This is a genomic window from Rhizobium sp. 01L410 (assembly GCF_056400165.1).
Genome location: NZ_JBFTST010000011.1, coordinates 28,640 through 50,991 on the forward strand (window position 1 = coordinate 28,640; position 22,352 = coordinate 50,991).

Here is a 22,352-nt window from a genome sequence, read left to right on the forward strand (position 1 = left end):
TGCGGGAGCTTTGGGAACGGAACCGGCGCGCCCCTCAGCGGCAGCCGGAACGAGATTGGCAACTGTTTCGATAAGCGCGCGGCAATCGCCGCGATCGGCCATCCATGTGTGCCTGCCGGTATCGGCGACTGCCGATGACAGCGCGCCGTAGCGCTCAGCCGTCAAGCCTTCGAACATCGCCTGCAGCGCATTGGCTGTCGGTTCGTTCAGCGACAGGCCGAGCTGCTTGTCTGCTAGGAAGCGGTTGGTTTCCGTTCCGGCGATGCTGAGCGGCACGCTGCCGTAAAGGCAGCCCTCATAGAGCCGGTTCGGCAGCAGCCAGCTGGAATTCAGGCCTTCCTCAAAGAAATCGATCGCCCAGGAGAAATGCACCTCGCCGTAGATGCTGGCGAGATCCTCCGGGTTCTTGTAGGGGCCGCGGAAGCTCAGGTAGGGCTCGTTGGCAATGAAGCCATCGAAATCCTCGAATTCGGAATAGGCGGGGCGGCCGCGCAGGATGACTTCGACCCGGCCTTCCATGCGTCGGGTGAAATCGGCGAGCAGTTCCAGAGACTTGCGGCAGCGGAGCGCGCCGAACCAGCCGATCTTCCAGGGCTCTCCATCTGCGGGCGGCAGGCGCAGCGAGGCTGCCTGCGGCATGCCGTCCAGCGCCAGAACCTTGTTTTCCAGCAGCATGACCGGCGCCTTGATGGCTGATTTGGTGGCGAAGTAATTGGCGATGAAGGCCGGCGAGCTGGTGATCAGCAGCTTGGCCTTGCGGCCGAAATGCGCCTCCGCCCGGCGCAGCATCTTGCCCGGCGTGCCGTCATTCGACAGAAGCCGGTGGATATCGAGGCATTCATAAACAACCGGGACGCCGCCGAAGAGCGCGCTGGCGCGATCGGCAACGGCCAGCGCTTCCAGATTGCGGCCGATGATGACATCTGGACGCTCGACACCCTTCAACAGTCCGCGCAGACGGATTGCTGCATTGAAGACCGCGCCGATGCGTTGACCGAACCTGCCGTCGGCCGTTTTGCCCAATTCGATCGGTGTCACGCCGCTGACCTCGGCCAGTGCATTGTCGCCGCGGCGAAAGCCGGCGAGGGTGACGGCAGCGCCGCCCTCGGTCAGCATCAGCACGCGGCGGCGCACGGCCGGATCGGCCAGATCATGCACCAGGTAAAGGACTTTCAGCATCAAGGCTCCTGTGCGTAGACCGGCATTGGCCGGAGTCCGTTTCCGGGGGTGAGGCAGGCAAGTCTCAGGCAGCCTGCCTGCTCAGTTGAGCGTGCAGGCGATCGATTCCGGGAACTGGCATTTGTCGCCGGGCGCCGTATAGGCGAGCCGGTCGATCTGCATCGTGGTCGGCTGGGTGTAGGCGAACTTGCCCATCCAGCCGGCAAGCGTGTCCGTGCCCCACAGGCTGAAGAAGATCTTCTGCGGGCTTTGCGGGATCTTGCTGGGGTCGGTGACGTCCTGCACCAGCTTGCCGTTCAGGTAGTAGCGCAGCCGGTTCGGCTCCCAGACGAAGGCGTAGTCGTTGAAGTCCTGATCGGCGGATTTGCCGACCGGCACCAGCTTCTCGTTGCCGCCCTTGGCCTTGATGTACTGGTTTACCTGAACGGTCGAGCTGTCCTTGCCGAGCACTTCGAAATCGATCTCGTCGTGCTGCTGCTTGTCGGCCGGGCCAATGTAGGTGAAGAAGGCCGAGTTCAGGCCGGAGCCGGTCGCCGTCTTGATGCGAGCCTCATAGGTGCCGTAGCTGAAGCGCTTCTTGGTCTGGATCTCGCCGCACTGGTAGTTGCGGTCCTTCGACTTGCCCTGGGCAAAACCGAGTTCGAGCTTGCCGTCATCGATCTTCACCTGATCCTTCGACCAGGTGCAGTTCTGATGCGGGCCGTTGTTCCAGCCGTCGGAAATGTACCAGACGCTGCGGTCGATCTTGTCGAACTCATCGACGAAGGATGTGCCTGCAGCCTGCTGGGCAGACGCGGGAAGGGCGCCGGCGATGCCGGCACCGATAATTGTAAAACTCAGGCAAAGCCGTCGAGCATGGGCGATTTTCGTCGTCATGTGTCACCTTCGCTGTGGAACGAAATCAGCCGGGATATCCCGGCGGGATGGGGTTTGCGGACCCTTTTTGGTCCGGCCGCCGGTCAGGACGGCATAGGATTTCGGGGCGTTGCTGCGCACGAAGCCGTTCGTGAGAACGAGCAGCGGGAAAAGCACCAGCAGGCAGCCGCCGAAGAACAATGGGTAGAAATCGACGCCGGTCTTGCCCCAGACCATGAAGAGGAAGACCAGCAGCGGATAATGGGCGCAGAAGATCCAGAAGCTGAGGCTGCCGGTCTTCGATAACCGCTGGCCGAGCGGGGTCTTGATCAAGAGGGCCGAGAGCATCCAGAAGCCGGCAGCGCCGCCGATCGCCAAGGCATTGCGCGACAGCTCCACCCAGTCGGGCATCGACGGGCCGGTCGCGTAGATCGCCGTCGCCAGCAGCGCCGAGGCGCCGAGCAGCAGTGCTACGCCCAGCGGTGCGAAGCGGTCGAGTGCCTTGATGTCGAGCTTGTAGAGGCTGGCATAGATGCCGAAGGTGAAGCTGAAGAGGATCGAGCGCTTGATGACGATGTAGAGCGGCAGCTCCGGAATCAGCGCCAGCAGCAGCAGCGACGACAGCGTGATCAGCGGGATACGGCGCACCAGCCAGGCAAGGATCGGTGAGATCAGGATGCAGACGAAGAGGTCGCGCAGGAAGTAGAGCGGGATATTCGCCGGAAAGGTTTCGGCAGCAAACAGCTGGCTCAGCAGCTCGCGGAAGGTCGATTCATAGGGGCTGATGACATAGCCGTCGCCGATGCCGATCGCCAGGATCGCCAGGACAGCCGCGAAAAACAGCGTGTTCCAGATCAGGAACGGCAGGAACACGGTCTGCGCCTTGGTGCGAACCGTCTTGGTGTAATTGAAGCCTTCCATCCCGCCGCGAAACAGCAGATAGCCGGAAATGGCGCTGAGGCACGGGACCCCGACACGGAAGAGCGCTTCGCTCAGGAACACCCGCAGCCAGTCGAAGAAACCGTAGTTTCCGTTGAACGGCGTATTCGCAGGGTCGAATGGTATATGGACGAACACAATGCCCGAAATGAGCACGATGCGCATCAGATTGATCCGCGAGGATACGTTGGCGTCTACGTTCACTTTATCTGTCACCCCTGTTGGAGCTGCACCTCCCCTTGCAGCCGTTTCAAAGAGCAGACTCTGGCCCGCAGACGAAAAGCTAGAGCGTTTTGGCGGAAGAAAATATGGCACTGCAGCAAAAGTGATCGCCGGTCCCGTTTTGTAACGGTGCGAAATTGTGGCTACCATGGCGTGTCGCGGACCCGGAAATCAGTTGCAGAAACGCTTGAGCGCCCTTTGCGCCAATGTATTTCCGAAAATGATCATAAAACGTTTGCGCCTGTTGCGAAGCGTGATCCGCATGGAAAAGTTTTTCTCATTTGGTGAAGGACATTCTGTGGTTTGTTACAAAACGCGGCCTCCGATTGAGGCCGAAATGTGTCTTCGTCACCCCCAAATGGGTCTATTCGGCACAGCCAGCACTGGTGCTCCGATATTCCGCCTTTGACAAATTTCGGCCGGAATGCGCTTCATCATGCTGCGGCGCAACAACTTGCCGTGCGGGTGACGGGCGCTAGATTCGCACTCACCGCTTCGGCCTGTCAGGAGAAAGAATGGCGACCTTCACGATCATCATCCCGTTTTACCAGCGCGAGGACGGCATCCTGCGCCGGGCGCTGGCCTCTGTCTTCGCGCAGAGCTACCGGGATTTCGATGTCCTTGTCGTCGATGACCATTCGCCCTATTCGGCCGAGGATGAGCTGAAGCCGCTGGGGGCGGAAGAGCGGGCGAAAATCACCGTGATCCGCCAGGAGAATGCCGGGCCGGGCGGGGCGCGCAACACCGGGCTCGACAATGTTCCTTCGGCCAGCCGTTACGCCGCCTTTCTCGATTCGGACGATATCTGGACGCCGGATCATCTGCAGAACGCCTATGCGGCGATGCAGCGTTTCGACGGCGACTGCTATTGGGCCTCGATCCATGGCGGCGAGGAATTCGATTATCACTTTGGCATCGCCGATCTGGAGGTCAGGGAGGGTGCGCACCGGCTTTCGGATGCGCCGCTGATCATCGAGTTGCCGGATATTGCCGGCGTGATGCTGAAGAACTGGGCCTTCCTGCACATGTCCTGCATGGTGATCGGCCGGCCGCTGATCGAGACCGTGCGCTTCGATGCGGCACTCAGGCTTGCCGCCGAGGACGTGCTGTTCTTCTGCGACTGCATGCTGGCCGCCCGTCAGGTGCTGCTCTGCGGCGAAGCCGGTGCGTTGCGCGGCGAGGGGATCAACATCTTCCACGGCGTCGACAACGACTCGCCGCAGTTTCTGAAGCAGCAGTTCATCACCTGGATGGCGCTCGACCGACTGGAAGCGCGCTTTGCGGCGCGGCCGAAGGAAATCCAGACGATCAAGGATTACAAGACGCGGGCGCGCAAACAGGCGCTGTGGAGCCAGGCGAAGCGGGTGCGCAAGGCGCGCATGCCGGACTTTCGCCTGCTACTGCACTGGGCGCGCCGCGACCCGGCGCTGCTTGCCAGCGCCTTCCAGCTCGCGGGTGGAAAATTCTCGAAATAGCCGTCAGTCGGCGGGCGAGGGAAGCAGGTAGCGCAGGCCGCCGGCACCCTTCGTGGCGATCTCGGCGCCACCGGGGCTGCGGAAGCGCTCAGTCTTGTCCATGAAGATGCCGCAGGCGATCGCCGGAATGGCTGCAGGGTTTGCCAGCGCATAGCCGAGTGCGGCACCGGGGCCAGCTTGCTTCTTGACGTCGAGGAAGTGGCGGAGCTCATATTTGCCGCGCACGTGGCTTTCGTGGCGGCGCACCGCTGCTTCGCCCTCTGATGTCAGCTTGCAACTCGCAAGGATCGCGCGATCGGCTTCGTAGAGCTTGCGGATGTCGTCGGTGCGGTGGCTGCCGCTCAGCGAATTGCCGCGCACGACCGCACCGTAACCACAGGAATGGATCACCTTGTAGCGGGCGCCATTGGCGAGTGCGCGGACATAGAGCTCGTAATCCTCGCCGAGCCGCATCTCCTCGCGGTAGCGCAGCTTGTGGGCATCGAGGAAAGACCGGCGCATCACCGGCTTCAGAAAGCCGATCTCGCCGCGGCGGACGCCGCGCTTGGAGATGTTGCCGTCGATGAAGGCGACGAGATCGAGAAAGAGCGGGCGATCAGGGAAGCTGTCCAGCCGCTCCGGCGCCAGCATCACCGTTTCCGAATCGACGAAGGCGATGTTGTCGGCCACGAAGTCCCAGTCGTCTTCCGCCAGCATGCGGCTGAAGCGGCCCTCGAAGAAGAAGTCGTCGGCATCGAGGATGGCGATCAGCGGTGCCGTGGAGATTTCGATCGCATGATTGCGGGCGGCAGAGGGCCCGCGATTCTTTTCGAAGGAGACGACGTTCAGCCGTCCGCTTGCATCACCGGCGGCGCGCGCCGCATCGGCCGTACCGTCGCTGGAGCCGTCGTCGATGACGACGACTTCGGCCACTTCCTTCTCGCGCAAAGCCGAGCTGACGGCCATTCCGATCGTATCGGCCGCATTCTTCGCGGCGATGATCACGCATACGCTTGCAACCACGTCGTGCCCTCCGTTGTTGGCGCAACAGTTAGGACGCCGCGGCGGCGGGGGCAATGCAGGAGGTCTTCAAAAGATGTTACGCGCGGTCCGGCAGCACTTGCCGGCCTGTCCGTTCAGCGGTTGAACGGCTCGGAATTGTTGAAGGGGCTGACGGGCAGCTTGTCCTTGTCGTCGCGCGCCGGCGCCATGGACGGTGCAATGCCTGCGGAAGAGGCGTTGCGGGCCTTGGCTTCCTTCCAGACCATGAAGATCACGCCACCGAAGTAGCCGAGCTGCAGGAGAACCGCACAGATCGCCGTTTGTATGAGCGTCGTCGTCAGAGAACCGTTCAACACATAGGTTGCCACGGCAAAGACGGCGAGCGCGCCGATCATGCTAACGAAAACGCGAGGTGCATACATGACGTTTGCCTCCCTTTAGGAGGGTTGGTCCAATGAACAGTCATTGAACTCGGGCGCCTCCTAAGGTCCCTTTACTCGATATATTTTAGCAGGCTCTGAGTTTCAACAGAACGAAAGCATTAGTACCGCTAATCTTTTGTCCGGCGTTGCAGGTTTTCTACAGTATGCGGCTTAAGGTTTCCTCCTCGCTTTGCCTAAAAACGCCGATTGGGCGGTAACCATGTGATTTGCAGTCCGGGCGGCACGGGCGGGGTGAAATTTACTCAAGGTTGCCTTGAATGAGACATTGCACGCCCCAACTCGCGCCACATTTGCATCTCCGGAACAACGCCTGAGGCGCTTATGCGTTCAACTTTTATTACAAAGATTTCATCTAAAACGATTTGAGTGTGCGGTGCGAAACTAATGGTGCGCTGCAATAAATTGGGCTGCGCGCAAATAACAATACGGTACTCGCGATAGTGGCCGCACCCTTTTCGCTAATGCTGACTGCATTCCCGAAAAGGACTTGTTCTTCAATCTTGTTGCAATGCAAAGCAAACTCTTCCCTCTTTAGTGCAGTGCATCCGAGTTAGTCGGAAACATTGCATGCTCTGCATATCCATTTGAGCTAATCCTAACGGACGGAAAAAGTGAACACGATTTCCAAAAGGGCCCTGTTACAGACCCGTCTTCAAATTGTGGCTTAAAAAAACAAAATCCACCCATACACTCCGAACCTGTCAGCGCTACCTCAGCGGCTGAGACTACCGACCAAACGGCAAACATAAGTGGAGTTAACTCTATGAAGTCTGCGACGAGATCGGACAGTACGCCATTCTTTGGCGTGGTTCATGCAAACGTGTTTCCGCCGACCGGCGGGATCATGAAGCGCGCATTCGATGTCACCGCTGCATCACTGGGGCTCGTGTTTCTGAGCCCGATCTTCTTGATGGTGATGCTGCTCGTCAAACTAACCGACAAGGGCCCGGCCTTCTATGGTCATCGCCGCATCGGTCATAATGGACAGGAATTCCGTTGCCTGAAGTTCCGCACCATGGCGGTCGACGGCGACCGGTTGCTGCAGGAACATCTGCGTAACAATCCGAAGGCAATGGAAGAGTGGCGTGCGACCCGCAAGCTGCAGGACGATCCGCGTGTTACCGCGGTCGGCAGCGTGCTTCGCAAGCTCAGCCTCGATGAGCTGCCGCAGCTCATCAATATCATTCGCGGCGAAATGAGCGTCGTCGGGCCGCGTCCCGTCGTGCGTGACGAACTGGAGCTCTATGAGTCTTCGGCCGTCTTCTATCTTCAGGCACGTCCTGGCCTCACCGGCCTGTGGCAGATCAGCGGACGCAACGACGTCTCCTATGCCACGCGTGTCGCCTTCGACACCCACTATGTCGAAAACTGGTCTCTGACGCGTGACGTCATGATCATCGCCCGGACGATTCCTGCCGTCTGCATGCAGCGCGGCAGCTACTAACGCCGCTCCCACAACTCGACACGTTCGCACGGTGCTGCCCCTATGGCTTGCCGTGCAAATTCACGAGGAAGACTGAATGAAAGAATTCCTTTTTCACCGCCTCACGGCGCGCCGGTCCATTGCTTCAGGTCTCGCAATCGTTGCGGGCCTTGGTGTTTTGATCGGCTCATCGGGGCTTGCCAGCGCCGCCGATTATCAACTCGGCACGATGGACAAGCTGCGCATCCGCGTTGCCGAATGGCAGACGGCGGAAGGCGCGATCCGCGATTGGTCCGTGGTCAGCGGTGATTACTCGATCGGTCCATCGGGCAGCCTGTCGCTGCCGTTCATTGGCGACCTCCCAGCCTCTGGAAAGACGACGGACGCGATCGCGCAGGAAATCGGGCTGGCGCTGCAGAAGCAGTTCGGCCTCAAGGACCGGCCCTCGGCATCCGTCGAACTGGCCGAGTTCCGCCCTGTCTTTCTCACCGGCGATGTCGAAAAGCCCGGCGAATATCCGTTCGCGCCCAATCTCACGGTGGTCAAAGCCGTGAGCCTTGCGGGCGGACTTCGCCGTGCCGACGCCGGCCAGCGCTTTGCGCGTGATTTCATCAACGCCAAGGGCGATGCCGTCGTCTACACTTCGGAAAAGAACCGCCTCATCGCGCGGCGCGCCCGGCTTCAGGCCGAGACGCAGAACAGCGATGCCATCGACATGCCGCCGGAACTCAAGGATTTGCCGGATGGCAAGGCGTTGATGGCCAGCGAAGTGGCCTTGAAGGATACGCGCAAGAAGCGGCTGACGCTGCAGCTCCAGGCGCTCGACGACCTGAAGGCGCTGCTGCAGGCCGAAATCGAATCTCTGGCCAAGAAGACCGAGACGCAGACGCGTCAGCTCGAACTCGCCAAGGAAGATCGCGACAAGATCGAAAACCTGGCCGAAAAGGGGCTGGCTCTCAGTGCACGCAAGCTGACCGCCGAACAGCGCGCCGCCGATATCGAGGCGACACTTCTCGATATCGACACCAATTCGCTGAAGGCCAAGCAGGATATCAGCAAGGCCAATCAGGACGAGATCACGCTGCGCAACGACTGGGACGCCAAGCTGGCCCAGGAGCTGCAGGATACCGAATCCGAGCTGGATACGCTGAACCTCAAGCTTTCCACCAGCGATGCGCTGATGTCGGAGGCGCTGTCGCAGTCGAGCGACGCCGCGCGCTTCGACCCTGAAAACGCCGCCAACATCAACTATTCGATCGTCCGCGATGTCGGCGGGCAGTCGAAGGAAATTCCGGTGCAGGAGAACATGGCCCTCGAGCCGGGCGACCTGATCAAGGTCACGGCCGGGGTCGCGATGCGATAGAAGCGGAGACCGCAATGCGGATCGCCAAATCGGCACTGATCATTCCAGGCGTGAACGCGGCCTATGCCATCCCGGCGGTCGCGCTCTCGATGTTCTGCTTTGCCTATTCGATCCGTTTCGGGCAGGCGGCGATCCTGCTTTACTATGCGCTCTGGCTGCCGCTGATCGCCGTCGACTACAAGAAGGTGCTCGGCAGTCACAGCAAGTTCGTCTGGCTCTATGCCTTCGCCGTCTTCGCCTTTCTCTCGGTGTTCTGGTCGCAGGTGCCGAGCGTCTCGATGCGGGCCAGCATTCAGTATCTGACGCAGGTGCTCTGCGCGCTGATCGCGGTTCGCACCATCGATGTCAGGACGCTGACGCTCGGCGGCGTTGCCGGGGCGGCGGTCGTTCTGCTCTATTCGATCCTGTTCGGCTATTACGAATATGATCCGCTCGACGGCACCTACAGCTTCGTTGGCGCCTTCGCGTCGAAGAACCAGCTCGGCTTCTATGCTTCGCTCGGCATCATCTTCGCCTTTGCCGCCGTCTTTATCTATGGCGAGCGGCGGATCTGGGCGATGGTCTCTGCCGCTGCCGGTCTGATGGCCGCCTACTGCCTGCTTGCCTCGCAATCCGCCACCTCGGTGCTGACGACGGCCGTCATCGTCGCGTTGCTCGTCGGCATCCGCATCGTGCTGATGCTGTCGCCGCAGCAGCGCAAGCTGCTGGTGATCGGCGGCGGCGTGGCGGCGATCATCCTCGCGGTGGCCAGCGTCTATCTCGGCGTGGTCGATCTGGTCCTCGGCCTGTTCGGCAAGGATTCGACGCTGACGGGGCGTACCTATCTTTGGCAGCAGGGGATCGAGGCCTGGACGCAGCACCCGGCCTTCGGCATCGGCTATCAGGCCTATTGGGTCCAGGGCTTCTCGGAACCGGAACGTCTCTGGGAAGAGTTCTTCATCGGCTCGCGCAGCGGCTTCCATTTCCACAACACCTATATCGAGACGGCCGTCGAACTCGGGCTGACCGGGGTGCTCATCCTGGCGGCGACGATGCTCGCGATGCTCTGGGGGCACCTGCGGCGGCTGATCGAGGACGTGCGCAACGACGAGTCCTATCTGCTGCTCGGGCTTGCGGTGCTGCTGACGGTGCGCTCCTTCGTCGAGATCGATGTGCTCACACCTTATAATGTCGGCACCTTCCTTCTTTATTTCTGTGCCGGAAAACTGGTCGGCGCGCGGCAGCGCTCGGCGATGGCCGAACTGCGGCGCTACGAAACCATGCCTGCCGCCCATTCCTGATCCATTTCATTGCCCGCCGCTTCTCGCGGCATCTTGAGGAAACTGCATGAAGACCCTCTACGGGATCCAGTATTTGCGTGCCTTTGCAGCGCTTGCCGTCGTGGTGTTCCACGCGGCCGAACGGACCGGCGGCCATTTCGCCATCGGTGCGGCTGGGGTCGACGTGTTCTTCGTCATTTCAGGCTTCATCATGTGGGTGATCAGCGACCGGCGTCCGGTCACGCCGCAGCGTTTCCTGCTCGACCGTATCAAGCGCATCGCGCCCTCCTATTGGCTGGTGACCGGGATCATGGTGGCGGGCGCGCTCGCCGGGCTGTTCCCGAACCTGCAGCTCAGCGCCGGACATCTGCTCGGATCGCTGTTCTTCATTCCGGTGCGTTCGCCGAGCAGTGGTGAAATCTGGCCGGTGCTGGTGCAGGGCTGGACGCTGAATTTCGAGATGTTCTTCTATGTGCTGTTTGCCGGCGCGCTGTTCCTGCCGCGTCAGTGGCGGCTGGTCTTCCTCACCACCGTCTTCGGTCTGTTTTTCGTTGCCGGGTTGCTCGCCGATCCGTCTTCGGCCGCACTTGCGACCTACACGCGCCCGATCATTCTCGAATTCCTCGGCGGCGTCTTCATCGCCGAATTGTGGATCCGGCGGAAGGTGGCGGGAACGAGCCTCGGGCTTGCCTGTATCGGCGCAGCACTCTGCGGCTTTGCAGCGATCTATCTGATGGGTGCGGAGTTCGATGAGTCCATCTGCGGGCCGCTGGCCATGGCGCTGGTCTTCGGCATGGTGTCGCTGGAAACCGGCGGCAGCATCGGCCGGGTGCCCGTGCTGACCTATCTCGGCGATGCCTCCTATTCGATCTATCTCTGGCACACGCTGGCGATTTCGGTCGCCGTCAAGGCCGCCGAGATTCTCGGCATCGGCGGCGGGCTGACGCTGCTCGGCGCCATCGCCGGCGGCACGATCGTCGGCGTCGGAGCTTACGAGCTGGTCGAAAAGCCGCTGCGCAGGCTGTTTTCCGGCGAAGGGCTGAAGCGCCGCGGGTTGCAGCGGCGCCCCTCCTGATCCCTTACTGTGCTGCTTCTTCGGCCTGCGCCGGTGGCGGGGCGGTGACTGCCGGCTTGCGACGGTAGCGGGCGCGCAGCACCACATAGAAGACCGGCGTCAGGAACAGTCCGAAGATCGTCACGCCGAGCATCCCGGAGAACACCGCCGTGCCGAGCGACTGGCGCATTTCCGCGCCAGGGCCGGTCGCGATCATCAGCGGCACGACGCCGAAGATGAAGGCGAAGGCGGTCATCAGGATCGGCCGCAGACGCAGGTGGCTGGCCTCGATGGCAGCCTCGATCGCCGTCTTTCCTTCTTCTTCCGCCTGTCTCGCGAACTCGACGATCAGGATCGCGTTCTTGGCCGCAAGGCCGATCAGCACGATCAGGCCGATCTGCGTCAGGATATTGTTGTCCATCCCGCGCAGATGCACGCCGATCAGGGCGGCAAGGATCGCCAAGGGCACGATCAGGATGATCGCCAGCGGCAGGACCCAGCTTTCATACTGGGCCGACAGCGCCAGGAAGACGAAGATTACCGAGAGCGCGAAGATATAGATCGCCGTGTTGCCGGTGTTCTTTTCCTGATAGGCGATTTCCGTCCATTCGAAGGTCGTGCCGGCCGGCAGGATGCTTGCGGCAACGCCCTCCATCGTATTCAGCGCGCTGCCGGTCGAAATCCCCGGTGCGGCGTTCCCCTGCAGGGGAACGGAGACATACATATTATAATGCTGGACGAGCGAGGGACCCGCCGTGTCCTTGATCTCGACCAGCGTGCCCAATGGCACCAGCGCGCCGGTGGCCGAGCGGACCTTGAGCGCCAGGATATCGTCGCGCTCGACGCGGTATTGCTGGTCAGCCTGCGCGCGCACCTGGTAGACGCGGCCGAAGGCGTTGAAGTCGTTGACGTAGGACGTGCCGAGATTGATCGACAGCGTATCGAAGATATTGGGGATCGGCACGTTCAGCGCACGCGCCTTGTCGCGGTCGATCTCCAGGAAAAACTGCGGGCTGGAGGCCGAGAAGGTGGTGAAGACGCCGGTGAGGCCGGGTGTCTGGTTGGCCTTGCCCATGATCTGATAGGCGGCCGCCAGCACGCGGCGCATGTCGGAGCTTTCGCGGTCCATCACCTGCATCTTGAAGCCGCCGGCATTGCCGATGCCTGAAATCGGCGGCGGCGGGATGGCGATGATGAAGGCTTCCTGGATACTCTGCAGGCTGCCATAAAGCTGGCCGATGATCTGCCCGGCATTCTGGTGGTGCTCCAGCCGGTTTTCGAACGTATCGAAGGCGGCGAAGACGACGCCGGCATTCGAGGCGTTGGTGAAGGTCGCTCCGCTGAAGCCGGAGAAGGCAACGGCGTTCTTGACGCCCGGCGTGTTGCGGATGATCTCAGAGGCGCGCTGGATGACGGCATCGGTTCGCGCCAGCGAGGCGCCATCCGGCAATTGCACGACGACGATCGCGTAGCCCTGGTCCATCACGGGCACGAAGCCGCGCGGCACGATGCTGGTCATATAATAAGTAAGGCCGAGCAAGCCCACGAAGACGAGCAGTGCGACGCCGAGCGCCGCCCAGGTCTGCACCGTATGGCGCACGACCCAGGAATAGCCCGAGCTCAGCCGGTCGAAGCCATTGTTGAAGCCGTTTGCCAGCGCATTGCCGAAACGCGAGATCGGGTTTTTCGGCTTGTGATGCGCGTCATGCGGTTTCAGCACGATGGCGGCGAGCGCCGGTGACAGCGTCAACGAATTCAGCGCCGAGATTGCCGTGGCGACCGAAATGGTCACCGCGAACTGGCGGTAGAACTGGCCTGATATGCCAGGGATGAAGGCCGTCGGCACGAAGACGGCGATCAGCACCAGCGAGATGGCGAGAACGGCGGTGCCGACCTCGTTCATCGTCACATGCGCCGCCTCGCGCGGTGTCATTCCTTTGGCGAGATTTCGCTCGACATTCTCGACGACGACGATCGCGTCGTCGACAACGATGCCGATCGCCAGCACCAGACCGAACAGCGTCAGCATGTTCAGCGAGAAGCCGAAGGCGAGCAGGAAGGCGAAGGTACCGATCAGCGACACCGGAATGGCGACGATCGGGATGATCGCCGTTCGCCAGGATTGCAGGAAGACGAGGACGACGAGCGCCACGAGGATCGCCGCTTCGGCGATGGTCTTGTAGACCTCGTCGATCGATTCCGAGATGAACTCGGTCGGGTTGTAGACGATGTCGTAGGAAAGGCCGTCGGGGAAATCCTGCTGCGCGGTCTGCATCGCCTGCTTGATCGAGGCGGCGGCGGCCAGCGCGTTGGTGCCGGGGCGGGAGAAGATGCCGAGCGCGACTGCCGGCTTGCCGTTCAGATAGCTGTTGGTGACATAGTCCTTGGCGCCGAGTTCGATGCGGGCGATGTCCTGCAACTGCACCAGACGGCCGCTGGCCGTCGCCTTTACGATGACATAGCGGAACTGGCGGGCATCCGAGAAGCGGCCTTCCGTCGTTACCGTGTATTGGAAGGCGTTAGTGCCGGAGGTCGGCGGACCGCCGATCGAACCGCCGGAGACCTGGACGTTCTGATCGCGCAGCGATTGCACGACGTCGCTCGATGTCATCCCGTATGCCGAGAGCTTTTCGGGATCCAGCCAGATGCGCAGCGAATATTCGCGTTCCCCGAAGATGATGACGTCGCCGACACCATCGAGACGGACGAGCGTGTCGCGGATGCGGCTGCGCGCATAGTTGGATACGTAGAGCTGGTCATAGCGCGAGTTCGGCGACAGCAGATGCACGACCATCATCAGGTCGGGCGAACTCTTGGCGGTGGTGATGCCGATGCGGCGGACCTCTTCGGGAAGCCGCGGCTCGGCGATGCCGACGCGGTTCTGGACGAGGACCTGCGCCTTGTCGAGATCGGTGCCGAGCTTGAAAGTGATGGTCAGCGCCATCGAGCCGTCGGCGGTCGAATAGGAGGACATGTAGAGCATGTCCTCGACGCCGTTGATTTCTTGCTCGATCGGCGTTGCCACCGTATTGGCGATGGTTTCGGCGTCGGCGCCCGGATAGGCGGTGCGCACGACGATGGTCGGCGGGGCGATTTCCGGATACTGCGCCACCGGCAGCTGGAAATAGGCGAGCCCGCCGACGATGAGCAGAACGATCGAGAGCACCGACGCGAAGATCGGCCGGTCGACAAAGAAATGGGCGAACCTCATTGGGCGAGCTCCATGCCTGCAGCTTCCGGCGGGATGTCATCACGGCTCTGGGGCAGTTCGATCAGCTGCGGCGTGATCTTCGAGCCGGGGCGGGCGCGCATCAGGCCGTTGACGACGATGGTTTCGGTGCCGTCCATGCCTTCGCGGATGGCCCTGTAGCCATAGAGCCGCGGTCCCGGCCGGACCGGCTTGGTCGAAACGGTGCCGTCAGCGCCGACGATATAGACGACGCGCTGGTTCTGGTCGGAGCCGACGGCTTCGTCGGGAACCAGGATCGCCTTGTAGGTGTTCGAGGCTTCCACCTGCACACGGCCGAAGAGCCCGGGCTGGAGCACGAGATTGGGATTGTCGAAGCGGGCGCGGATGCGCATCGTGCCGGACTCGTTGTCGACCCGGTTTTCGGCGAAATCCAGCTTGCCGCTGAACGGTCTCTGGGTGGAATCGGAGATCCGCACCTGGACCGGTACGCCACCACCGCCCTGCTGCAGATCGCTGCCGCGGGTGCGGGCGGTATCGGCGAAGTTCAGCAGGCGGCGCTCATCGACGTCGAAATAGAAGTCGATCGGATCGAGCGAGACGATGGTCGTCAGCACCGACTGGTCGGCCTGCACGAGGTTGCCGGCGGAGATCAGGCGGCGGTCAATGCGGCCGCTGATCGGCGCGGTGATCTTGGTATATTCGAGATCGAGTGCGGCGCGGTCGGCGGTTGCCTGGGCGCCGCGAACATTCGCCTGGGCGGAGACCCAGTCGCGGCGGCGGTCGTCGAGTGTCGAGACCGACTGGCTGCCATTATTGGCGAGCGATTCCGCCCGTTTAAACTGAGTCTCGGCATATTCCTGGGTCGACTTGGCGACTTCCAGCGCGGCGTTCGCCTCGTTGACGGCGGTGATGAAGGGGCGCTGGTCGATGACGAACAGCAGGTCGCCCTTCTTGACGAGCGCGCCGTCAGTGAAATGCACTTCCTGCAGATATCCGCCGACGCGGGCGCGGATCGAAACCTGGTCGACGGCTTCGAAGCGGCCGATGAATTCGTCGTTGTCGACGACCTCGCGGACGACGGGTTTGGCGACGGTGACGGGCGGGGGAGGTGGTGCGGCGGCTTGCTGGGCCTCAGCGGCGAGCGGCAGAAGAGCCGAGACAAAGCCGAATGCAATAGCGGCACGAAGAGAGTAAGGCATAGCGATCCCCCATTCTGGGCGGCCGTTATGCCGCCAATCTCATGCTGAAATGATGCGTATCATATCCACTGCTTCAAACGCGGGCGGCCGCGTCTGCAACTTCCAACTCGAGCACCCGAGGGCGCATTGCCAATCGTCCGGGCTGCGTGGTTTTGCCGCGCTAACCGTATGAAACGGCACTATAAGCGTCACTCCGCAGAAATTGCAAACGACAATAGGTTGCAGTGCTCAGGCAATGCGGTGACTATCCTTCGACGATCTGTTCCTGCCCGGGAGACGATGCCGCAAGCTCGGCCCAGTCGAGCTCCTGCTCGAGAATATGGAAGATGTCGTCGTCGATTTCGTCGGTTCGCCGCATCTCCGCGAGCTTCTGGCGTTTCGCGGAGATGATACTGCGGCGCAGTTCGTCCATTTCGCTGACTTCGCGCGGATGTTCACCCTTGCGGACGATTTCGCGTTCGGAGGTATAGACATGCCGCAGGATCGCTGCCGCCTTGCTTTCCTTGCCCTCGAGTTCCGCGAGAGCGGATTCCAGCAGATCGGCGCGAGCATCCGACAATCCCTTCTCCCAGGAGGTGTCAGGCGCGAAGCGCAGGAAACGGATCAGCGGACCGAGCGTCAATCCCTGGATGATCAGGGTGCCGAGGACGACGCCGAGGGCGCTCAGCAGGATTACGTCGCGCTCTGGAAAGTCGAAGGGCAGGGCAAGTGCTGCGGCGAGCGTAACGAGGCCGCGCATGCCGCACCAGCCGGCAACGATACTCATCGCCAATGTCGGCGGCTCCTGCTTTGTCGTCTGTCTCATCCGCCGCCTGGTCATCACCACATTGTAGCCGAGCACCCAGAGCATGCGGACGCAGACGACGGTGACGAAGACGGCGAGAGCGACCGTCAGGGCGTAGGTGCGCCGGCCCGGCTCCATGTCGAGGAAGATTTGCCGCGCCTGCAGTCCCATCAGCAGGAAGGCGACGACATTGAGCAGGAAGACTGCCGCTTCCCATACGGAATAGGAATGGATGCGATGGCGGGCGCTTTGCCGCTCGGGCATGTAGCGGGCGATCACCATGGCATAGACGACGATCGCCAGGATGGCGGAAAGATGCAGACGCTCGGCAATGATCCAGGTGCCGAAGGTGGCGACGAATTCCAGCAACGTGCCGCCGAGCGTGCCTGCCAGTCTGGTGCCGATGATCATGTAGAGCCGCCCGGCGGCATAGCCGATGATCATGCCACCCGGTATCGCCAGCGCCAGTTCGGGCAGCGTTCTGGCGAAGAAGGCCGGGCTGGTGGCGGCGGCGACCGCGGCGGTGAAAATCAGCAGCGAGACGGCGTCGTTGAGGAGGCTTTCGCCTTTCAGCACCACATAGGTTTGCCGGGGGAGATCGAAGCGGTCGAGCATGGCAGTAGCCGCAACCGCATCGGGCGGCGCGACGATGGCGCCCAGCGCGATCGCCGCCGCGATCGGAAGCCCTGCCATCCAGATGCCGACCGTGGCGACGGCTGCGGTCGTCAGGATGACGGCGATGGCCGCGAGCGAGATCAGCGGCAGCCAGTTCTGGCGCAGTGTCCGCGGCGGCAGGTCGTATGCGGCGTCGAAGAGGGCGGGCGCGATGAACAGTGCCAGCGCCAGCTGCGGATCGATGCCGATCTCCGGTGCCCAGGGGACGGACGCGACGGCGAGACCGGCGATCGCCAGCATCGTCGGGTAGGGGATCAGGAATTTCCGCGACACCTGGAGAAAGACGATGGCAACGAGCAGCAGCGTCAGCATGCTTTCGAAAAATGCCATGGGTCCCCCTATCAGCCTGTAGGGAATGATCTAGCGCGCTGCCGGCGCTTGGCCATGCCTGTGACGGGAGCGCCGGAGAGGCCACGGCATCAATCTTCGCTTGACGGTGCACTGCGGCATTTTAGCCGCAGCTGCTGAATCTGAGGTGGCTGATCTTGTGTGTCAGCCATGCTCAATATATCTACCAACATTATAAGCACACTTATTAATAGCTGGCACAGATTTCATGAACTCCAACCCGACTCTTGGCTTCCTTCTCCACGACGTCGCCCGGCTGCTGCGCAAGCGGTTCGAGCAGCGCGCGAAGTGCCTTGGCCTGACGCGTTCGCAGTGGCAGACGCTTGCCTACCTGTCGAACAACGAAGGCATTCATCAGGGCGGGCTGGCTGAAATTCTTGAAATCGAGCCGATCACGCTGGTGCGCATTCTCGACAAACTCGCCGAACGCGGGCTGATCGAGCGGCGCCAGCACCCGACCGACCGGCGTATCTGGCTTCTCTACATGCGCGAAGCCGCGCATCCGATCCTCGCGGAAATGCGCGAGCTCGGCGATGTGACGCGGGCCGAAGCGCTTGCCGGCGTCACAGCGGAGCAGCGTGAAGCGCTGTTTGCAATCCTATCCGAAATGAAGACGAACCTTGTAGTGGCGTGCCGGACACCGGTCGCTGAAAAAGAGCAGAACCATGGTTAAGAAAATCCCCCTCCGCGTTGTGTCCGATGCCAACGCAAAGACTGCCGAAGAAATCGAAGCTCCCAAGACGCAAGAAACGGTAGCGGAAGCGCCTTCATCCAATTCAGCGCCCGCTACTGCTGTCGCTGCGCCTGGCGGCACCACGGTCCGCCGCCGGCGCAGCCTCACGCGCCCGATCCTGTTTGCATTGCTGCCCCTGGCCCTCATCGTCGGCGGCTATTATTATGTGAACGGCGGCCAGGTGATGTCGACGGACAACGCCTATATCCAGGCCGACATGGTGGGCATTACCACGGACGTCTCTGGTATCGTCGACAAGATCAACGTGCATGAGAACGAAACGGTGAAAGCCGGGCAGGTGCTCTTCAGCCTGCAGTCCGACGCCTTCAAGATCGCGCTCGACGGCGCCAAGGCGCAGCTCGGCGTGCAGCGCAACCAGATCGCCAACCTGAAGGCCAGCTACCAGCAGTCGCAGGCCGAGATCACACAGGCCGAGGCCGATCTGCCCTATTATCAGGATCAGTTCGACCGCCAGCAGAACCTCGTCAACAACGGCAGCGCCACGCAATCTGCCTATGACGAAGCCAAGCACAATCTTGAGGTCGCCCAGCAGAAGGTCTCGGTCGCCAAGGCGGAAGCCGCGACGACGCTCGCCCAGCTCGGCGGCAATGCCGATCAGCCGGTGGAGCAGAACCCGCTCTTCCTGCAGGCCAAGTCGAATGTCGACAACGCCCAGCGCGAGCTCGACCACAGCGTCGTGAAGGCGCCGTTCGATGGTGTCGTCACCAATGTGAACGCGCTGCAGGTCGGTTCCTATCTGCAGGCGTCTGCGCAGGCATTCTCGCTGGTCTCGACCAACAATCTCTGGATCGCCGCCAGCCCGAAGGAAACCGAGCTGACCTACGTGAAGCCGGGCCAGGAAGCGACCGTCTATGTCGATACCTATCCGGGCGTGTCCTGGAAGGGCAAGGTCGAGAGCATCAGCCCGGCTTCGGGCTCCAGCTTCTCGCTGCTGCCGGCCCAGAACACCACGGGCAACTGGGTGAAGGTCGTGCAGCGTATTCCGATGCGCGTCAGCATCGAGGATGCTGCAGGCAAGCCGCCGCTCCGCGTCGGCATGAGCACGGTCGTCGATGTCGAAACCGGCCATGCCCGCGGCCTGCCTGATTTCGTCAACAAGCTTCTTGGGCGGCCTGTGAGCCACCAGTAAAGAGTTATTGCCATGAGCAACGCTCCCGCATCCCCGGCAACCCCGGTTGCCAACCGCGGCGCGATCACGGCCTGCGTCATCCTGGCCGTCATCATGCAGGCGCTGGATACGACGATCGCCAACGTTGCGCTGCCCTATATCCAGGGTAGCGTCTCGGCCTCCGCCGACCAGATCAACTGGGTTCTGACCTCCTATATCGTCGCCGCCGCGATCATGACGCCGCCGTCAGGTTTTCTTGCCGCTAAGTTCGGCCGCAAGAACGTGCTTTTGACGGCGATCGTCGGCTTCGTCGTCGCCTCCGTCCTTTGTGGTCTGGCGCAGTCGCTGAACCAGATCGTTGCCTTCCGCCTTTTGCAGGGCCTGTTCGGCGCCTCGCTGGTGCCGCTGTCGCAGGGTATCCTGCTCGATATCTACACAGCTGAGGAACGCGGTTCGGCCATGGCGCTGTTCGGCGTCTCAGTCATGGTCGGCCCGGTTCTCGGGCCCGTCATCGGCGGCTGGCTGACCGACAATATCAGCTGGCGCTGGGTCTTCTATATCAACGTGCCGATCGGTGCCCTGGCCTTTGCCGGGATCGTCATCTTCGTGACGGAAACCAAGAGGGATGCGCTGGCGAAGCTCGACTGGTTCGGCTTCGGGATGATGAGCCTGTTCATCGCCGCGTTGCAGCTTTTCCTCGACCGCGGCGAGCAGCTCGACTGGTTCTCGTCGGGCGAGATCATGATCGAGGCGATCGTCTGTGCCGCAGCCTTCTATCTGCTCGTCGTGCACACGCTGACGGCGGAGAAATCCTTCGTCAATCCGCGGCTGTTCCTCGATCAGAACTTCTCCGTCAGCATGATCTTCATCTTCGTGGTCGGGATCACCTATCTGGCCTCTCTGGCGCTGATGACGCCCTATCTGCAGACGCTGATGGGCTATCCCGTCATCACCGCCGGTATCGTCATGGGCCCCCGCGGTCTTGGAACCATGCTCTGCATGTTCATCGTCGGGCGGCTGATCGGCAAGGTGGATTCCCGCTGGCTGCTGGCGCTCGGTCTCGCGCTGACCGCCTGGGCGATGTACGACATGACCGGCTGGACGCCTGATGTCTCGCAATGGACAATCGTTTCCACCGGCTTCATCCAGGGTGCCGGCCTCGGCTTCCTGTTCGTGCCGCTGACGACGATGGCGTTTTCGACCTTGCCGGCGCAGATGCGCGGCGATGGTACGGGCCTCTACAATCTCTCGCGCAATATCGGATCGTCGGTCGGTATCTCGATCGTGTCGGCGCTGATCGTCGAGAATACGCAGAGCAACCATGAATCGATCGCCGCCTATGTGACGCCGTTCAACCATGCCTTCAATGCGGCAGCGGCTCAGGGCCTGAGCCCGCTGACGGCCGCCGGGCGGGCGTCGCTGAACGAGGTCATCACGCTGCAATCGACGATCATTGCCTATATGGACGATTTCAAGCTGCTGATGCTGATGTCGCTCGCCGTCATGCCGCTGGTCTTCCTGCTGCGCAAGCCGAAGGCGGCCGCGCCGCCGATGGATCATGCAGCCGTGATGGAATAGGTCCTGCGGGCCGCAATTACCGGAACGGCTTGCTGAGATAACGCGATCCCTGAATGCCGAAGCGCCATGGTGCTTCGGCATTTTTCGTGATGCCGATCCGCTTGCCCGAAACGATCGGAACCAGGGCAGACGGGAAGAGCGCGTAGGGCTCCCGGTCGAGCAGCCGGTCGTTGATGGCGATGCCGATATCCATGGCCTGGCAGAGCTTGCCCGGGCCGCTGCACAGGCTTGTCAGCTGATCCGTGCCGCGGCGCTCGGCCATTTCGGCGATGCCGGTTTCCGGTTCGATGGCGCGGATGAGGACGGCCGAGCCCGGGGTGCAGACGAAGTTCAGGCACCAGTACATGCCGTAGATGCGGTAGATATAGACATTGCCCGGCGGGCCATACATCGCGCCGTTCCGCTTGGTCGGGCCGCGAAAACTGTGTGAGGCCTCGTCATCGGGGAAATAGGCTTCGGTCTCGGTGATCCGCCCGCCCATGCCGTTGACCAGAAGGTGACAGCCGAGAAGATCCCGGGCCACGGCGATCGCATCGCGCTCGAAGAAATCGCGAAGCGTCCCGCCTTCCAGAGGTGCTGCGCCGATCGGTCCCTGCATATTCAACTGATGCCCTCGCTATCGGCCGTCCGCCGGTGCTCTGCAAAGATCTTCACCAGCCAGTCGATGAAGACGCGCACGCGCGGCGAAAGCTGGCGGTTGCGCGGATAAAGAAGTGAGACCGGCGTTTCCGTCAAGGGATAGTCTTTCAGGATCTGCATCAGTTCACCCAAGGCAAGGTAGCGCTCTGCGTGATAGCGCGGCACCTGGATGATGCCGAGGCCACAGCGGGCGGCGGCATGCAGGCTTTCGGCGGCATTGACCGAGATCGTCGCGGGTATGGTGATTTCGCGGACCTTGCCGTCGACGATGAATTCCAGCGGCATCAGCGTGCCTGTCGCCGAAGAGCGGAAGCCGACCATGCGGTGGCCGTCCAGCCGGTCGGGATGTTCGGGCATGCCGTGGCGGGCGATGTATTCGGGCGAGGCGAGCGTCATCTCCTCCAGCATGGCGACGCGCCTTGCGATCATATCGCTATCCTGAGGGATGCCGACGCGCAGCACGCAATCGATACCTTCGCGCACCAGATCGACCAGCCGGTCGCCCTCGCTCATGTAGAATTCGATATCGGGATAGGTATCGAGAAATGAAGGCAGGCTCGGCAGCACGAAATGCCGGGCAAGCGTGCCGTGCACATCGACGCGCAGCATGCCCTTCGGCTTGGCCCCGGCAAAGGCGCCTTCGGCATCCTCGATATCGGCAAGGATCGACAGACAGCGCTGGTAATAGGCCTCGCCATCGAGCGTCGGGCTGACATGGCGGGTGGTGCGCTGCAGGAGCTGGACGCCGAGCCGGGCTTCCAGCTGCTTGACAGCATCCGTCACCGTCGAGCGCGGAAGGCCGGTGTCTTCGGCGGCAGCGGTGAAGCTGCGGCGTTCCACGACGCGGGAATAGACCCGCATGGCATCGAACCTGTCCATTTTGT

17 protein-coding genes and 1 pseudogene are annotated in these 22,352 nt (G+C 61.9%); 8 read left to right on the forward strand and 10 right to left on the reverse strand.

Annotation, left to right across the window (positions count from 1 at the left end):
- Window positions 1-24 precede the first annotated feature (24 nt).
- From AC1DV9_RS22175 to AC1DV9_RS22185, 3 genes and pseudogenes are all read right to left on the reverse strand, one after another.
- Window positions 25-1,179, reverse strand: a pseudogene (locus AC1DV9_RS22175) (glycosyltransferase); the annotation flags it as partial.
- A gap of 81 nt (window positions 1,180-1,260) precedes the next feature.
- Window positions 1,261-2,055 (reverse strand): endo-1,3-1,4-beta-glycanase ExoK, encoded by a 795-nt coding sequence (exoK, locus tag AC1DV9_RS22180; RefSeq protein WP_477950068.1) that lies wholly within the window; start codon window positions 2,053-2,055, stop codon window positions 1,261-1,263.
- A gap of 3 nt (window positions 2,056-2,058) precedes the next feature.
- Window positions 2,059-3,138: an acyltransferase family protein gene (locus tag AC1DV9_RS22185; RefSeq protein ID WP_477950069.1), complete on the reverse strand. Its 1,080-nt coding sequence runs from the start codon at window positions 3,136-3,138 to the stop codon at window positions 2,059-2,061.
- Window positions 3,139-3,710: 572 nt separating this feature from the next.
- On the opposite strand from AC1DV9_RS22185, the gene AC1DV9_RS22190 reads away from it, so the two are divergent.
- The gene (locus AC1DV9_RS22190; RefSeq protein ID WP_477950070.1) at window positions 3,711-4,670 is read left to right on the forward strand and encodes a glycosyltransferase family 2 protein; all 960 of its coding nucleotides are present in this window, start codon (window positions 3,711-3,713) and stop codon (window positions 4,668-4,670) included.
- A gap of 3 nt (window positions 4,671-4,673) precedes the next feature.
- Here the strand turns inward: AC1DV9_RS22190 and AC1DV9_RS22195 are convergent, their stop codons facing one another.
- Both AC1DV9_RS22195 and AC1DV9_RS22200 read right to left on the reverse strand, forming a co-directional pair.
- Window positions 4,674-5,672, reverse strand: a complete 999-nt coding sequence (locus AC1DV9_RS22195; RefSeq protein WP_477950071.1) for a glycosyltransferase family 2 protein — start codon at window positions 5,670-5,672, stop codon at window positions 4,674-4,676.
- A gap of 113 nt (window positions 5,673-5,785) precedes the next feature.
- Complete coding sequence (locus AC1DV9_RS22200) at window positions 5,786-6,073, reverse strand: exopolysaccharide production repressor protein (protein ID WP_112390356.1); 288 nt, start codon at window positions 6,071-6,073, stop codon at window positions 5,786-5,788.
- Window positions 6,074-6,857: 784 nt separating this feature from the next.
- On the opposite strand from AC1DV9_RS22200, the gene AC1DV9_RS22205 reads away from it, so the two are divergent.
- The 4 genes from AC1DV9_RS22205 to AC1DV9_RS22220 all read left to right on the forward strand — a co-directional run bounded on the left by AC1DV9_RS22205 (window position 6,858) and on the right by AC1DV9_RS22220 (window position 11,214).
- Window positions 6,858-7,538 carry a sugar transferase gene (locus AC1DV9_RS22205; RefSeq protein WP_112390357.1) on the forward strand — a complete coding sequence of 227 codons (681 nt, stop codon included), beginning with the start codon at window positions 6,858-6,860 and terminating at the stop codon, window positions 7,536-7,538.
- A gap of 76 nt (window positions 7,539-7,614) precedes the next feature.
- Entirely contained in the window at window positions 7,615-8,880 is a 1,266-nt protein-coding gene (locus AC1DV9_RS22210; protein ID WP_112390358.1) for a polysaccharide biosynthesis/export family protein, read from the forward strand.
- 14 nt (window positions 8,881-8,894) lie between these two features.
- Entirely contained in the window at window positions 8,895-10,160 is a 1,266-nt protein-coding gene (locus AC1DV9_RS22215) for an O-antigen ligase family protein (RefSeq protein WP_112390359.1), read from the forward strand.
- A 46-nt stretch (window positions 10,161-10,206) separates the two neighbouring features.
- Window positions 10,207-11,214, forward strand: a complete 1,008-nt coding sequence (locus tag AC1DV9_RS22220) for an acyltransferase family protein (protein WP_477950072.1) — start codon at window positions 10,207-10,209, stop codon at window positions 11,212-11,214.
- A 4-nt stretch (window positions 11,215-11,218) separates the two neighbouring features.
- Here the strand turns inward: AC1DV9_RS22220 and AC1DV9_RS22225 are convergent, their stop codons facing one another.
- The 3 genes from AC1DV9_RS22225 to AC1DV9_RS22235 form a co-directional block, all read right to left on the reverse strand.
- Window positions 11,219-14,404 (reverse strand): efflux RND transporter permease subunit, encoded by a 3,186-nt coding sequence (locus AC1DV9_RS22225; RefSeq protein ID WP_477950073.1) that lies wholly within the window; start codon window positions 14,402-14,404, stop codon window positions 11,219-11,221.
- Window positions 14,401-15,582, reverse strand: coding sequence for an efflux RND transporter periplasmic adaptor subunit (locus AC1DV9_RS22230; protein ID WP_477950074.1), 1,182 nt, complete (start codon window positions 15,580-15,582; stop codon window positions 14,401-14,403). The genes AC1DV9_RS22225 and AC1DV9_RS22230 overlap by 4 nt, the downstream gene beginning before the upstream one ends.
- A gap of 244 nt (window positions 15,583-15,826) precedes the next feature.
- Window positions 15,827-17,371 carry a cation:proton antiporter gene (locus tag AC1DV9_RS22235; RefSeq protein ID WP_477950075.1) on the reverse strand — a complete coding sequence of 515 codons (1,545 nt, stop codon included), beginning with the start codon at window positions 17,369-17,371 and terminating at the stop codon, window positions 15,827-15,829.
- Between the two features lie 226 nt (window positions 17,372-17,597).
- Between AC1DV9_RS22235 and AC1DV9_RS22240 the strand changes: the two genes are divergently transcribed.
- Genes AC1DV9_RS22240 through AC1DV9_RS22250 form a run of 3 tightly spaced genes read left to right on the forward strand, consistent with a single transcriptional unit; the run spans window position 17,598 to window position 20,829 of the window.
- Window positions 17,598-18,062 carry a MarR family winged helix-turn-helix transcriptional regulator gene (locus tag AC1DV9_RS22240; protein WP_112390364.1) on the forward strand — a complete coding sequence of 155 codons (465 nt, stop codon included), beginning with the start codon at window positions 17,598-17,600 and terminating at the stop codon, window positions 18,060-18,062.
- A complete protein-coding gene (locus AC1DV9_RS22245) occupies window positions 18,055-19,272 on the forward strand; it encodes an HlyD family secretion protein (protein ID WP_477950076.1) in 1,218 nt (405 codons plus the stop codon). The genes AC1DV9_RS22240 and AC1DV9_RS22245 overlap by 8 nt, the downstream gene beginning before the upstream one ends.
- Window positions 19,273-19,284: 12 nt before the next feature.
- Window positions 19,285-20,829, forward strand: coding sequence for a DHA2 family efflux MFS transporter permease subunit (locus tag AC1DV9_RS22250; RefSeq protein ID WP_112390366.1), 1,545 nt, complete (start codon window positions 19,285-19,287; stop codon window positions 20,827-20,829).
- Window positions 20,830-20,845: 16 nt separating this feature from the next.
- On the opposite strand, the gene AC1DV9_RS22255 is transcribed toward AC1DV9_RS22250, so the two are convergent.
- Together AC1DV9_RS22255 and AC1DV9_RS22260 are read right to left on the reverse strand one after the other, a co-directional pair.
- Window positions 20,846-21,427, reverse strand: coding sequence for a DNA-3-methyladenine glycosylase (locus tag AC1DV9_RS22255; protein ID WP_477950165.1), 582 nt, complete (start codon window positions 21,425-21,427; stop codon window positions 20,846-20,848).
- A gap of 2 nt (window positions 21,428-21,429) precedes the next feature.
- On the reverse strand, window positions 21,430-22,347 hold the full coding sequence (locus AC1DV9_RS22260; protein ID WP_477950077.1) for a LysR family transcriptional regulator: 918 nt from the start codon (window positions 22,345-22,347) through the stop codon (window positions 21,430-21,432).
- Window positions 22,348-22,352 lie beyond the last annotated feature (5 nt).

Coding starts and splice junctions, on each gene's coding strand:
- exoK (WP_477950068.1), bottom strand. CDS start 2,055: ATGACGACGAAAATCGCCCATGCTCGACGGCTTTGCCTGAGTTTTACA.
- AC1DV9_RS22185 (WP_477950069.1), bottom strand. CDS start 3,138: ATGCGCATCGTGCTCATTTCGGGCATTGTGTTCGTCCATATACCATTC.
- AC1DV9_RS22190 (WP_477950070.1), top strand. CDS start 3,711: ATGGCGACCTTCACGATCATCATCCCGTTTTACCAGCGCGAGGACGGC.
- AC1DV9_RS22200 (WP_112390356.1), bottom strand. CDS start 6,073: ATGTATGCACCTCGCGTTTTCGTTAGCATGATCGGCGCGCTCGCCGTC.
- AC1DV9_RS22205 (WP_112390357.1), top strand. CDS start 6,858: ATGAAGTCTGCGACGAGATCGGACAGTACGCCATTCTTTGGCGTGGTT.
- AC1DV9_RS22210 (WP_112390358.1), top strand. CDS start 7,615: ATGAAAGAATTCCTTTTTCACCGCCTCACGGCGCGCCGGTCCATTGCT.
- AC1DV9_RS22215 (WP_112390359.1), top strand. CDS start 8,895: ATGCGGATCGCCAAATCGGCACTGATCATTCCAGGCGTGAACGCGGCC.
- AC1DV9_RS22220 (WP_477950072.1), top strand. CDS start 10,207: ATGAAGACCCTCTACGGGATCCAGTATTTGCGTGCCTTTGCAGCGCTT.
- AC1DV9_RS22225 (WP_477950073.1), bottom strand. CDS start 14,404: ATGAGGTTCGCCCATTTCTTTGTCGACCGGCCGATCTTCGCGTCGGTG.
- AC1DV9_RS22230 (WP_477950074.1), bottom strand. CDS start 15,582: ATGCCTTACTCTCTTCGTGCCGCTATTGCATTCGGCTTTGTCTCGGCT.
- AC1DV9_RS22235 (WP_477950075.1), bottom strand. CDS start 17,371: ATGGCATTTTTCGAAAGCATGCTGACGCTGCTGCTCGTTGCCATCGTC.
- AC1DV9_RS22240 (WP_112390364.1), top strand. CDS start 17,598: ATGAACTCCAACCCGACTCTTGGCTTCCTTCTCCACGACGTCGCCCGG.
- AC1DV9_RS22245 (WP_477950076.1), top strand. CDS start 18,055: ATGGTTAAGAAAATCCCCCTCCGCGTTGTGTCCGATGCCAACGCAAAG.
- AC1DV9_RS22250 (WP_112390366.1), top strand. CDS start 19,285: ATGAGCAACGCTCCCGCATCCCCGGCAACCCCGGTTGCCAACCGCGGC.
- AC1DV9_RS22255 (WP_477950165.1), bottom strand. CDS start 21,427: ATGCAGGGACCGATCGGCGCAGCACCTCTGGAAGGCGGGACGCTTCGC.
- AC1DV9_RS22260 (WP_477950077.1), bottom strand. CDS start 22,347: ATGGACAGGTTCGATGCCATGCGGGTCTATTCCCGCGTCGTGGAACGC.